Source organism: Pseudomonas taeanensis MS-3, assembly GCF_000498575.2.
Taxonomy (GTDB): Bacteria; Pseudomonadota; Gammaproteobacteria; order Pseudomonadales; family Pseudomonadaceae; genus Aquipseudomonas; species Aquipseudomonas taeanensis.
In genome coordinates this window covers 1,641,057-1,654,073 of record NZ_AWSQ01000001.1, presented here as the reverse complement: position 1 = coordinate 1,654,073, position 13,017 = coordinate 1,641,057, and the positions used below count along the sequence as shown (strand labels likewise).

The following is a 13,017-nucleotide window of genomic DNA, read 5'->3' as shown; positions in this document are numbered from 1 at the left end:
AATCGAAAGCGTGCGCCAAACTCAGTTGCCGTCTCCAATGGTAGTACCGCCATCAACCACGATGTTCTGACCGGTAATAAAGCCCCCCCCAGGCGCGGCCAGCAACAGTGCCAGTGCGGCAATTTCATCGGGCGTACCGACACGGCGCAGCGGGGTCAGGGCTAGGCGCTTTTCTATCACCACGGGCCGATCAGTCAGCGGTCGAGCGAACTCGGTCTGGATTACCCCGGGGCTGATCGCATTGACGCGAATGTTCGACGGCCCCCACTCCACCGCCAGGTTGCGTGCCAGCTGAGCCAGGCCGGCCTTCGACAGGCCGTAAAGGCCAAGGCCCTTGTTGCCGCGTACGCCAGCGATACTGGCCATCAACACCACGCTGCCGCCGCCCTGCGCCGCCATCTGCGGCAGCAAAGCGCTGGTCAGCCACAGGGCGCTGCGCAAGTTAACTGTCATGGTCAGGTCCCAGTCGGCATCGCTGGCGTTGCCGATCGGCCCCATGTGCGGCGCTACGCCAGCGTTGCAAGCCAGCACATCGAGACGACCAAAGCGCTCATTTACGTCAGCAGCGAGCCGTACGACTGCAGCCTGAGAACTCAGGTCGGCGGTGAAAGACTGAGCATCAAGGCCTTCTCCATTGAGCATGAGCGCGACACGCGAACAATCCTCGGCATTCTCGCTAGAGATCGCCAGGCGAGCGCCAGCACGCCCGTATTGGCGAGCAATCGCCAAGCCAATGCCGCGAGTAGCTCCGGTGATCAGCGCGACTTTACCGGAGAGATCGAACAGTGGGTTATTCACGATTTATCCCTTCACACCAGTTGGCAAGTTTCTTCGAACCCGAGCCGAATGCCTGCAGGGCGCAGTTTTTGAGGATCGCCATAACCCAGACAGCAGAGGAAATTGCTCTTCCAGCGGCCATCCGAGAAGAACTCGACGTCTACCTGGGCGTTGTCAAAACCCGACATCGGCCCGCAATCCAGACCCAGTGCACGCGCCGCCAGGATCAAGTACGCGCCCTGCAGACTGCCGTTACGCAAGGCACCGACATAGGCCGCCTGCGGGTTTTCACGGTAAACCGCTCCAGCATCGTAGATTGGAAACAGCTCGGGTAAGCGCTCGTAAAACTGGCAGTCGTAAGCGACGATCACCGTCACGGGCGCACCCAGCATCTTGTCGCCGTTGTAGCCTTTCAGCGCGGGCAGCAGACGCTGCTTAGCCTCAGGCGTACGAACAAAGACAAAACGCGCAGGGCTGCAGTTATTGCTGGTTGGCCCCTGACGCAGCAGACCGTACAACTGCTCAAGCTGGCCATCGGTGACCGGACGGTCGAACCAGGCGTTATGCGATCGGGCCTCTAGGAATAGCTGATCGAGCGCTTTAGATGAAAGGGTTTGACTCATATCGAACTCCATTAAACTTCGTGCGGCCGGGTGAGCTCCGACCTACATGTAAGTACTCAGTGAGCGGCCCCAGATGCACCGGCCCTCGCCTGCAGGCCACCAAGTTTCGGGACGCCTAGACATGCCAGCGCGATCAGGAGCTGCACGCCGCCGACCACTGCGATCGCGGCCGGCAGCGAGGTGAGTACCCCTCCGGTCACCGCGAGGATCACCAGCGGACTAAGGAACTGGCCACTGAACATCGCCGAGTTGAACCCCCCGGTTGCACGCCCGCGCAAGTGCACGCCGACCTGCGCCATAATCCAAGTGATCAACGTAGGTAGCATCAATCCGAGGCCGAGCCCATTGACCACGACGGCGATGATTACCGCTTCGTGGGTAGACGCAACAGCCATCAGTAAAGCGCCTGCGCCCGTCAAGGCGAAGGCCGCGAGCAGTAGCCAGTCCAACCGATGACGTGCCAGTACGCGGAAGCTCAGTGCACCGGCAACGACCGCAAGCTGATTGGCCCCCATGGTCATACCTATCAACTGGGGCGCTTCGACACCGAGCTGGCCGAGCAAATAACCGGCCTGGCTTGGCACCATCAACAGACTGATGCCGGCCAAAAAGGTGAGGGTATAAAGCGGCAACAAGGCCTTCCAGGGAAACCCTTTCACTTCGGCGACACGCTCGGCACGAGCACCACGATCCGGTTCCCACAGCAACCACGCCATCAGCGGCAGCAGCACAAGTCCGACCGCATAAAGTGCGAAAGGCATACGCCAGCTGTCCCCGCCGAGGAAACCAGACAGGGTGATGAACACCACGGCCGACAATGAAGTCGCGACCATCTGCAAGGCCAATAGGCGTTGCCGGCGCACACCGTTGTAATAATCGCCAATCAGCGTAGTGCAGCAGGTCATGATGCCGGCTTCGGCCAAGCCGATACCGGCGCGGCTGGCGACGATAAGGTACAGAGAATCGAGCCAGAGCGGCATCAGGCCGAACAGCGAATAGAGCACCAGGCAGATCAGCAACAGCGGCTTGCGTGCCATCCGGTCAGCGATGATCCCGGCAAAGGGTGCCAATAAACCGACCATCAGCGCAGGCAAAGCGATGACCAGTGGTACCAGCACCGCGCTGCCGGGGGTATCGTCAAAGTGCGCTTGCATGGCCGGTAGTAACGGCGCAACGAGCACGGCGGCCAGTACCGACAGGCAGCTGCCGAATAGCAACAGCGAAGCCTGTGGCCAGGAGGCGGTTGGTCCAAGACTGATTCTAGGCATGGGCCGGTACCTCCGCAGGTATGGCGTGCATCGCGGTACCGTACCGGACCAGCCCTTGCGCTAGTACTCGTAAGCCCGTGTAGCAGCCGTGGCTCAGACTGTCTGGGTATTCCATCATTTCGATACCTTTTGTTGTTATTGAAAACGGCACGCTAGTATGCAAACCGAAGCCTTCTCGGCAGATGACGGTCAGCAAATGAAAGCCCGGGCCAGGTACTCCTGATCCGGGCCGCTGGGCTTAGGTGTAGGAGTGTTGTGCGATGCGCACGCTGGCCCTAACGATCCCTTTTTGCTCGGCCACCACTGTGACGGCGCTATCGGCCACGGCACCCACAGGAGAGGCAACGCGGCGCGCGGATGGGTACAGGAAGTAGGCCAACGCCGGCAGCAACAACAGGGCCCCGAGCATGTTGCATAGGAACATGAAGCCCAGCAGCACGCCCATGTCGGCCTGGAACTTGATCGGCGAGAAGATCCAGGTGCCGACTCCAATCGCCAGTGTTACGCCGGTCAAAATCACCACCTTGCCAGTGCAGACCAGAGCCCGGTAGTACGCCTCGGAGAGGCTGGCACCAAGGCGCATCTGAATAAGCACGATGCTCATCACGTAGAGCGCATAATCCACGCCGATGCCTACGCCTAGGGCAATTACCGGCAGTGTCGCCACTTTCAGGCCTATGCCCAGCCAGACCATCAGCGCTTCGCAGAGAATCGAGGTCAGCATCAGAGGCAGCACGGCGCAGGTCACTGCGCGCCAAGAACGGAAGGTCAGCAGGCAGAGCAGAATGACTGCGCCATAAACCCACCAGAGCATTTCGCGGTTCGCCTGCTTGACCACAATATTGGTTGCCGCCTCGATCCCTGCGCTGCCCGCCGCAAGCAGGAACTGCGCCTGCTCGTTGTCATTTTCAGCGGCGAAGGTCTGGACGGTATCGACGACAGACGTGAGGGTGTCGGCTTTGTGGTCAGCCAGGTAAGCATACTGGGTCAGCATGCTACATTCATCGTTGTACAGCCCCCGCGGCGCACTAGCCGTAATCATGTTCAGGGTGGCCTGGTTATTCATCAGTTCATACCACTTGGGGTTGCCTTCCGACAGCCCAACAAGAACCTGGCGATTGAGTTGTGCCAGCGAATTGGTCGACTCCACCCCTGGCAATGCACGCAACTTCCAGTCGAGGTTGTCGACACGTTTGAGTGTGTCGTATGCAGCGCAGCCGCCGACCGGGGTCTTGACCATGATCGCGAAGACATCGCTGCTGGCGCCGTAGTGCGAGGTGATGTACGCATTGTCCTGGTTGTAGCGCGAGTCGGCGCGCAACTCCGGTGCCCCGGCATCCAGGTCACCGACTTTCAACTGCAGGCTGATGAAATAACCGCCTGCGGCCAGTACGGCGGCAACCAGCACACAACCAGTCGCCCAGCCGCGGCGGGTGAATAGGTCGAGGAAGCGCCACAGCGGATGCTTGGTCGCCCCGCTGGCATCGGCCAGTTCGGCGCGCAGACTGCGCTGTGCAGCTCTGGCGCTGACACCGACATAGGACAGCAAGATCGGCAGCAAGATCAGATTGCTCAGAATCAGCACCGCCACTCCGATACTGGCGGTGATCGCCAAGTCCTGAATCACCGGGATATCGATGAACATCAACACCGCAAAACCCACCGCATCGCTGATCAGTGCAGTCAGTCCAGCGATGAACAGACGGCGGAACGTGATGCGCGCCGCCACCAGTTTGTGCAAGCCACGGCCGATGTCCTGCATGATGCCGTTCATCTTTTGCGCGCCATGACTAATGCCAATGGCGAATACCAGAAACGGCACCAGCACCGAATACGGATCCAGCTCGTAGCCCAGTAGCGGCAACAGGCCAAGCTGCCAGACCACTGCGACCAGAGAACAGCCCATCACCAGCAAAGTGCTGCGTACGCAGCGGGTATACCAGAACAACACCATGCAGGTGATGGCGATGGCGGCAGCGAAGAACAGCAGAATCTGCTGCAAGCCCTCGATAAGGTCGCCGACCACCTTAGCGAAGCCGGTGATGCGAATCTCGACAGGCCCGCTCTGGTACTTGTCACGCAGGGCTTCAAGCTGGTTCGACAGTACGGTGTAATCCAACGGCTGCCCATCCGCGTTCGCCAGCAGCGGCACGTAAATGATGCTCGACTGTTGATCAAACGCAACCAACTGGCCAATCTCGTTGGAGCGTTCGATATTGCGCCGCAACTTTTCAAGGCTGGTATCGGAACCATCGTAGTTATCCGGAATCACCGGCCCGCCTTCGAGCCCCATCTCGGTGACGCCGACCCAACGGGTTGAAGAGGTCCACAACGACTTCATATAGGTACGGTCAACGCCAGGCAGCAGATAGACCTCGTCACTGAGCGCCTGCAGAATTTTTTGGTAATCGGCTTCGTAGATGCTACCGCGCTTGTTAACGACGGCGATGCGAACAGCGTTGCCAAGCCCGCTCAGCTGGCTCTGATTTTCGAGGTAATTGACAATGAATGGGTGATTGCTCGGAATCATCTTTTCAAAGCTGGCATTAAAGCCCAGCTTGGTAGCCTGCCAGCCGAGCAGCAAGGTAATAACCAGGCACATCAGTACAACTACACCACGGAAGTTGAACAGCGCACGCTCGAGCAGCGATCCGGAGTTGGTATCAAAAGCGGCCCTAACCTGGGTCGTGTCCATGTTGGGCGAATTCGGGGCGTGCATGGCTTACTCCGCGGAAGCTTGGGAATGGGCGTGATCGACAGGTGTTAGCATTACCGGTCCCGAAAAGCCGACGCCGATCAGCCTACCGCCCGAGGCAACGACCGCATCGGTTAACCGTGCTTTCGTATTCATCAGCGACCGCAGCCGACCGTCGGTGGAAACCTCGAGCAGCCCCCCCGCCTGATTGACCAGAAGCAACCGCTTGCCATCGGTTACGCTGGAGGTCAGTGATACGGGAATAGGATTGTCTAGCGACTGGAAGCTGCTGCCCTGATCGCCCGACAGCAAGACAGTGCCGCGCAGCCCCGCCAGAATCAGATCACCGCTGGGCAAAAGGCCCACTGTGAAGAAACTACCCTCATAAGGTGTGCTTATCTTTTCAAATATCACTCCACCATCCAGCGAGCGCAGGAACAGGCCCTGCTCGCCGACCATGTACAGCTCACGTCCTTTCTTCGCGATGCCGTATATATGCGCGCCCCAATCATTCGGCAAGCGCCCCATAATCGACGCCCAGCTCTTGCCACCGTCGCGGGTTTGCAGCGTCAAGCCATAGGCGCCAGCAACGATGCCATTGCGCGTATCGCTGAATTGCAGAGTGAGGAAAGGTTTGTCCGGGCCGTCGTCCATCAGCAACTGTGCGGCATCCCTACGGGACGAACCTTGTTCGCTATCAGCCTGGGCGGCGTCAAACTCAATTTGCGCGGCACGGCGCCCATCAAGCTGCAGAGTCCAATGCTCGCCACCATCTTCGCTGTGCAACACCACGCCTGCGTGGCCAACCGCCCAACCTTGGAGCTCATCCACAAACTGCACTGCAGTGAGCGTGCTGCTGACCGGGACCTCGCCCTGCCGCCAGCTTGCGCCGCTGTCGTCGGAAAGCAGAATCACGCCGCGCTCGCCAACCGCAACCAGCCGATCGCCGGCACGAGCGATGCCCAGCAACACGGCATTAACTGCCTGCACCGACTGAGTGGCAGGATTATTGAGAACGTCGATTGGCGTGATCGCCAGCACTGGGCTAGTCAGCGCGCCGCACACTAGGGCTAGCAGGCTGCAGCGCATACGCCTGCAGGTCATCGCAAAGTGATGGATTACCATTTTTTGTACCTCTTATTTTTATTTCCGACACCCCGTGCTCGCATTGCTCGTCTGGGTGCAGATGTCGGGTCGTGCCGGCCAAAGCGGTCGATCCGAATGTTAAAACATAAGCTAGGGCTCTCTGAGGCAGCTGGCTAATCGATCTTAAGGATATGAAGTATCGTCATTTACAATGCCAGTGGCAGAAATCAGTTCGCTGTGAGCATGGCAGGCTGACTCCTTACAGCTTCGACGCTAATTCGACCACCACGCCGCGTAACCGGGCGAGGCCGGCGTGATTGCTGTGATGCTTATGCCACTGAACCATTCGGTTCAGTGAGGTGATTTCCAGTAGCGGTGTTAACACGCGAAACAGCAGAGACGCGCCGCCATGGCCGAAGACGTCGATTGACGTTGGCGCTGCGCTGCGTACCGACTACCAGCACCGGAGGCGCCATGAGGCTTGAGGCACTGAGTTCGACTCGGCGGGCTACCCCGTAGCCTCTCGAGAAACCAGCCGTCGAAGGTAATATTCAGATTAGGCCCGAACTGCACCGAAATATGTTCGGCCTCAGGTATTCGCCAAAAGACTATGAATGTCAGATTTTCTCGCTCCCGCCCCATACCAAGCAGTCGCAGCTCTCCTCATAAAGCTTCTCGCGGGGATTATCGGGAGACACATGTTGCTCGGGAATGATGACCAGATCGACATCGCCACGCACCAGGTTCTCCAGTGGCTGCTTGTGATGCGAGTTCAGATGAAGCTTCACGTTCGGCGCCTGCGCGGCAAGCGAGCGTGCTCCTCGTGCTTCCTTATTTGTCAATGCGAAAGCGCTCTTACAGACGCGCAGTACATAAGCTTGCAGCTACAACATAAGAAGCGAGCGGTGCGTTTGGCCAATGGTTAGCGGAAATGCTCGGTATAGCTGCGATGGATAGCGATGCCCGAAGCGATTGCCCACCTCGAAATGAAAAACCCCTGACCATAAGGCCAGGGGTTTGGTTGGTGCGCGGGGGATTCGCCTGCGTATCAGCGTAAGCTCGACCCTGTCAGCGAAGCCGGCAGGAAATGCGCATCCGGCCAGCCACCTTCCTTGATAACCAGGTTGCCCTGATGGTTGTTCTCGAGGTTACTCGCGTACCAGGTTCCGGCGACCAGATCGTAGAAGCCGTGCGGACCTTGCACGAAGCCAGGCATCTCGGGCGCGGTCACCGGCAGGTTGAACAGTACCTTCCACAGGTTACCCTTGGCGTCGTAGCGCTCGCCAGCCACGGCGCGCCAGCTGTCCTCGTCGATGTAGTAGGTACCTTTGGAAGCCGTATGGCGCTGGCCTTCGCGGAGGGTCGCCTCAACGACGTAAACGCGATGCCGCTCCCAGCGTACGTAGTCCGGGTTCAGATGATTCGCCATCAGCAACTCGTCGATACTGGGTGCCAACTGGCTCTTGTTGGCATTGTAGGGAATCAACATTTCCTTCTTGCCGACCAGTTTCCAGTCGAAACGATCAAGGCGGCCCAGCCACACCTGAAGGTCATCGAAACCAGCGACACCAGCGGCAGCGGGGGTCGGCGTGTCACAGCAGGCAGTGGGCAGCATGCGTACCCGGCGCTGGCCGGTTAAATAGACCCAGGTGCGCGACTGGTCAGGTTGGATGTTTTCCCGCCCAATGATGGCTTCCTTGGCACGGATCGGCGGACCATCATTGACCATGCGGAACAGCCAGTAGTCGCTGCTTAACTTACTCTGAAAGGTCTCCAAGTCTCCCTTCGGGTCGTAATAGGGCATCTGGATTTCCGACGTTCCAACCGAAGTGATCACGTTCCGACCGTCTGCACTGATTAGCGCATTGGTCATCGGCTGCTGATAGGCATACCCGCGCCAATGCAGCAGGTGATTCCACATGACCTGCGCGCCATCAGCTGGAATCGGGAAGGGCACGCCGCCAAAGACGCCTGACGGCGAATGCCTGGGGTTGTCGGCAGCAGTTGCGCGGGTAGCATTGGCGAAGGTGTTGTCGTAGAACGCCTGCGGCGCGGCGAACGTGCGGTGGCTCGGATACACGTCGATCCGATAGGTGTCAGGAAATTTCTGCAGCATCGCCTTGGTGCCCGCGGTGAGTACTTGCTCGTACTCGCCCATATTTTGGGCCGTCACCGAATACAGCGGCTTTTCGTCAGCGAACGGGTTACTCCGTTTGCCCTTGCCATCGTAACTGCCGCCGGTCAGGCCACCGTCCCAGGCCGGGATGCTGCCATCCGCATTGCCTGCTCGCTCCGAGCCCATTGGCGTCAGTTCGTTGCTCTTCAGCTTTTCGGCCTCTTGCGGACTAACCCCCGCGTAGGCCAGTGGCGCGGCTATCAACATGGCGGCGCAGAGGGCGCTCAGACGAAGACCTATATTTATTGTTTTCATTCGATTCTCCTTAGAAAGTGCGGCTTACGTAGGCCGAGATGAAATCGCGGTCGGCCAGCGCCTGATCAAAGCTATATTCGTTGGCAGCGTTGAGGAAGTGACCCCGACCCCCGAAGAAATTGGTGTAGGTCACGCCGAAGTTCCAATCCTGCAGATAACTGCCGCGCACCCCAATGTTGAAGTCGCCGCCACGGTCTACGCCGAAACCGCCGACCGCGCGCGAGGCGCCCCTGGGGCTGTAACCGATGCCGACCGGTACACTCAGGTCGAGCTGCGACACTACCTGACGATAGGTCGGCGTGAACACAGCGCGGAAGCCCCAGGCATCGCGGGTCGTGTTGGGATCGACCTTTTCAGGATTATCGGTCACGCTCAACGCACGGTTCCACGCCACTTCACCGATCAGGCTCGACTCACGGAACAGCGGATTGGTTGGCAGCGTGGCGATCATCGAGAGCTGTGCATGCAAAGTGTTGCCCTTAGCAAAGGCAGCGTTGTCATCGTTATCCTCGACCTGGCCGGGAGAGATAGAGACGTTACTCGACACGAGCGGGCTGTTGCGCCGCGTAGATACTTCCAGGCCCAAATTCACCGGGCCGAAGGTGTTGCTCACGCTGGCACCGAAGGCCTTGATGTTTTCGCCGTAAGCCCACTCGAAACTGGTGGGAGGACCAGGCTGGGTGAAACGGGTTTGCGCAAGCCCGGTCTTGGCGTGGTACTGGATAGCGTACAAACCGTATTCAGCATTACCATTGGGTAGACGGAAACGCATGCTGATACCGCCTTGCCCGGAATCCTTGGGTTTGTTGTAGATTACCGGGGCGCTTGGTGCGAAGGGTTGCGGTCCGAACAACACGTTTTCGGAACCGTCCCCCACGATGTCGCCAACGCTGAAATAGCTGCCAGCACCCGGCAGGCGGTGCCCTTCCCACTCAAACTGGTAGTAAGCCGCTAGAGTGATGTCCGGGGTGAGGTCGAACTGCGCCGAAATCTGCTCAACCGGGCGGATTAACTCACGGAACTGGGTGTTGGGCACTGATTGTGCCTTAACGATATCCACCGGCTGCATGCCACCGGCTATGCCGTTGGCTCCGTAGAACAGACTCTCACCCCAAATCAAGGCGTGCTGCCCAAGGCGGGCAGTCAGGTTCCGCCCGCCGATATCAAAGCGACCGAGCAAAAAATAGTCGAGAAACTCGGCATCGCGGCCATGCAGGTCACGCGTCCCACCTGGGAACTCCCCGACCTTGGTGCTCGGGAAGTTCCAGCTAGCCGGGTTGTCGTGATCGGTACCACTGTTGTAGACGCTGTCGTACCAGCCGGCGCCGGATACACGCAACCCGAAGTTGCTGCCGTACATCACTTCCACTTCGGAGAGGATGTCGAGGCGGTTCGATACCAAACCTCGCTCGAAGTTACGGTTGCCATCGTCCTGGTTGATGCTGCTGATCAGCTCGTCGTCCTGGCCGCTGACGCGGAACGCATTGCTGTACTTCACCGTATTGTCCCAGCGCACACTGAGATCTGGATTGCCGGTATCGAGCTCCATCGCCTGGGTCATCGGGGCGATGGTGCCTATCGAGATGGCAAGTAGGCTTAGCACGAACGGTTTACGCGCGGCACGTATTGGTGTGGTAGTCGTTGGATTTACCATGACAGAACCCTCTTGTTTTTGTTTTGATTAACCTTTTGTAACCCCCCTGCCTTCGCTGGCTCGCAGCGCCAGGCAGGAGTAGCTCCTTAGCTGGCAGACACGTCCTGCGCCTGCTAGCGATCAGATCGGCTGAGCGGTCAGTTTGAGCATTTCTTTGACCATCCCGACCCGATCGAAGGCGTGGTCGTGAGCCATCTCCTTCTCACCGGCGAGGACTGATTGCTCTGCGATGTACTTGCAGCGGTCGAAACGCCTCTGCATGAAGCGGCCAAGCTTGATTTCGATGGAGTCCGCACCACGCACCTCGTCACTCAGCACGATGGCGTCCTCAATGGCCATGCCAGCGCCCTGCCCCAGATGCGGAGTCGTGGCATGGGCGGCGTCGCCGATCAGGATCACTCGGCCATGGAACCAGGGTTCGTTGACGAACAACACTTCCATGGGTTTGTAGACAACTTGGCTGTTATCGGTAATCTGATCGCGCAGTTCGCCGACTAGCCCGCCAATATTCTTGATGCGATCGCGCATCAGCTCGGCCAGCTTGTTCGGATCCATCCACGGGTTATCCGGCTCGTGCGAGGTGGAAAACATGTACATCAGGTTCTCGCCGAGCGGGACCAGCCCCGCGTTGCCGTCGACGCCCTGGTAGCTCGCCAGATGATCAATACTGGGGTGACGCGGGAAGTTGTAGCGCCACACGGCCTGGCCGGTGAAGCGCGGCGTGTATTGGTCGCCGAACAGCATCTGACGGATCTTAGAATAGATGCCATCGGCACCAACCACTAAGTCGTAACGACCTTTACTGCCGTCGGTGAATTCGATGTCTACGCCCGCGGCGTCCTGTTCCAGACGCTCGACCGTAGTTCCCAGCCGGATGTGTGCACCGAGGTCCATCGCGCTCTCGGAGAGCACCTGATGCAGCGCCAAACGCGAGACGCCCATGTTGGCCGGATAATCAGGCCCGGCTAGACGCTGGCCAGGGATACGCGCGAGCTGGTTGCCTTGCAGGTTGTAGATGCATACATCCTCGAAGGCGTAGCCGGCCTTCAGATACGTATCCAGCACGCCGAGCCGTGCCATTTCGCGGACCACGTTGCTCTGCTGGATGATGCCGACCCCGTAGACTGTCCACTCGGACTTAAGCTCAACCAGATCGACCTGCACCCCTTCGCGGCGCAACGCAATGGCGGCGCATAGGCCACCGATCCCGCCACCGACGATCAGAACCTTCTTTACTTCATGCATGATGCTTTCCCTTGTTCTTGTTATCTGCTGAGCGATGCCGTCGGGCTCAAACGTCACAAACAGCCAACACCCGAAATCGGTAACTGCGCAACGTTTGTATTCGACGGACGTTCGTACGAGACCGTATTGCGCAGTGCAAGAAGTCGCTGCTTACATACGTTCGTTGTAAACACAAACTAGGGCGGGGGAAGGAATTTGACTAATCGTGAGTCAGAATGGAAAGTATCGCGAAAATAAATATTAAAAGGCTTACCGCGATGCGCTTTCACCATCTCGATCTTAATTTACTGGTCGCCCTTGATGTGCTGCTGGAAGAACAGAACATCACCCACGCGGCGACTCGCCTGCACATGACCCAATCGGCTACGAGCGGTGTGCTGGCGAGGCTGCGGACTTATTTCGATGACGATCTGCTAGTCCAGGTCGGGCGCAAGATGATGCCCACGCCACTGGCCAGGGAGCTGGAGCTTCCCGTTAGGGAAGTACTGATGACTATACAGTCCTCAATTACCGCCAGGCCGGTCCATCAGCCGGCGGAGAGCAAGCGGCATTTCCGCATAGCCGCGTCGGACTATGTCATCAGCGTCATGCTCGCCAAGGCGTTTCAGCAGATCGCCGAACAGGCGCCGCATATCACCTTCGAAATGCTGGCATTTGGCGACACAGCCTTCGACTTACTGACGCGAGGCGCTGTAGAAATGCTGATCATTCCCGAGCATTACCTCACCGAGAGCCATCCCTCGCATTTGCTGTTTGAGGAGGAACACGTATGTGTGGTTTGGGCTGGCAATAAGACCGTGGGCGAACGCATCTCGATTGAGCAATACTTGGAGATGGGCCACATCACCGTGGGCCTCGGTCGCAGCAGGCGCATCACCATCGAAGATTTTTTCATGAGCCAGTACAAATGCACGCGTCGGCTTGAAGTCATTACCCACGACTTCAACACTCTGCCACAGCTGGTGGTCGGGACCGAGCGCATCGTCACCATGCACCGGCGGCTGGCCGAGCTATATGCGCAGCATTACCCACTGAGGATCATCCCGACGCCTGTTCCGCTGCCATTGATGCAGGAGCATCTGGTGTGGCATCGCAGCATGGACCGCGACCCAATGCTGCGCTGGGTGCGCGAACAGATCATCAAGACCGCCCAGGCGATGCCGCCCTGCGAGCCCTACGAAATTTCTATGCCTACCTGAAAACAGCTGGAGGCTAGCGCGCATGATCGACCTGCCCCT

10 protein-coding genes are annotated in these 13,017 nt (G+C 58.7%); 1 reads left to right on the top strand and 9 read right to left on the bottom strand.

All coding sequences use genetic code 11. The annotated features are described in order from the left end of the window. Positions 1-21: 21 nt before the first annotated feature. From TMS3_RS07230 to TMS3_RS07190, 9 genes are all read right to left on the bottom strand, one after another. Complete coding sequence (locus TMS3_RS07230; RefSeq protein WP_025164590.1) at positions 22-798, bottom strand: SDR family NAD(P)-dependent oxidoreductase; 777 nt, start codon at positions 796-798, stop codon at positions 22-24. Between the two features lie 11 nt (positions 799-809). Next, positions 810-1,400, bottom strand: coding sequence for a malonic semialdehyde reductase (locus TMS3_RS07225; RefSeq protein ID WP_025164589.1), 591 nt, complete (start codon positions 1,398-1,400; stop codon positions 810-812). A gap of 56 nt (positions 1,401-1,456) precedes the next feature. After that, entirely contained in the window at positions 1,457-2,668 is a 1,212-nt protein-coding gene (locus tag TMS3_RS07220; RefSeq protein ID WP_051394192.1) for an MFS transporter, read from the bottom strand. A gap of 238 nt (positions 2,669-2,906) precedes the next feature. Beyond that, complete coding sequence (locus tag TMS3_RS07215) at positions 2,907-5,387, bottom strand: efflux RND transporter permease subunit (protein WP_025164587.1); 2,481 nt, start codon at positions 5,385-5,387, stop codon at positions 2,907-2,909. 3 nt (positions 5,388-5,390) lie between these two features. Further along, the gene (locus tag TMS3_RS07210) at positions 5,391-6,404 is read right to left on the bottom strand and encodes a WD40/YVTN/BNR-like repeat-containing protein (protein ID WP_235576610.1); all 1,014 of its coding nucleotides are present in this window, start codon (positions 6,402-6,404) and stop codon (positions 5,391-5,393) included. 662 nt (positions 6,405-7,066) lie between these two features. Next, a complete protein-coding gene (locus tag TMS3_RS25315) occupies positions 7,067-7,237 on the bottom strand; it encodes a type 2 periplasmic-binding domain-containing protein (RefSeq protein ID WP_160321025.1) in 171 nt (56 codons plus the stop codon). 260 nt (positions 7,238-7,497) lie between these two features. After that, complete coding sequence (locus TMS3_RS07200; RefSeq protein WP_029866180.1) at positions 7,498-8,880, bottom strand: DUF1329 domain-containing protein; 1,383 nt, start codon at positions 8,878-8,880, stop codon at positions 7,498-7,500. Positions 8,881-8,890: 10 nt separating this feature from the next. After that, complete coding sequence (locus TMS3_RS07195) at positions 8,891-10,534, bottom strand: DUF1302 domain-containing protein (RefSeq protein WP_025164583.1); 1,644 nt, start codon at positions 10,532-10,534, stop codon at positions 8,891-8,893. Positions 10,535-10,654: 120 nt separating this feature from the next. Next, positions 10,655-11,779: an FAD-dependent oxidoreductase gene (locus TMS3_RS07190; protein ID WP_025164582.1), complete on the bottom strand. Its 1,125-nt coding sequence runs from the start codon at positions 11,777-11,779 to the stop codon at positions 10,655-10,657. Positions 11,780-12,036: 257 nt separating this feature from the next. On the opposite strand from TMS3_RS07190, the gene TMS3_RS07185 reads away from it, so the two are divergent. Next, positions 12,037-12,978 carry a LysR family transcriptional regulator gene (locus tag TMS3_RS07185; RefSeq protein ID WP_025164581.1) on the top strand — a complete coding sequence of 314 codons (942 nt, stop codon included), beginning with the start codon at positions 12,037-12,039 and terminating at the stop codon, positions 12,976-12,978. Positions 12,979-13,017: the final 39 nt, after the last annotated feature.

Excerpts from the sequence above, each read along its gene's own strand:
- TMS3_RS07225 (WP_025164589.1), bottom strand. The coding sequence starts at position 1,400 with ATGAGTCAAACCCTTTCATCTAAAGCGCTCGATCAGCTATTCCTAGAG.
- TMS3_RS07220 (WP_051394192.1), bottom strand. The coding sequence starts at position 2,668 with ATGCCTAGAATCAGTCTTGGACCAACCGCCTCCTGGCCACAGGCTTCG.
- TMS3_RS07215 (WP_025164587.1), bottom strand. The coding sequence starts at position 5,387 with ATGCACGCCCCGAATTCGCCCAACATGGACACGACCCAGGTTAGGGCC.
- TMS3_RS07200 (WP_029866180.1), bottom strand. The coding sequence starts at position 8,880 with ATGAAAACAATAAATATAGGTCTTCGTCTGAGCGCCCTCTGCGCCGCC.
- TMS3_RS07195 (WP_025164583.1), bottom strand. The coding sequence starts at position 10,534 with ATGGTAAATCCAACGACTACCACACCAATACGTGCCGCGCGTAAACCG.
- TMS3_RS07190 (WP_025164582.1), bottom strand. The coding sequence starts at position 11,779 with ATGCATGAAGTAAAGAAGGTTCTGATCGTCGGTGGCGGGATCGGTGGC.
- TMS3_RS07185 (WP_025164581.1), top strand. The coding sequence starts at position 12,037 with ATGCGCTTTCACCATCTCGATCTTAATTTACTGGTCGCCCTTGATGTG.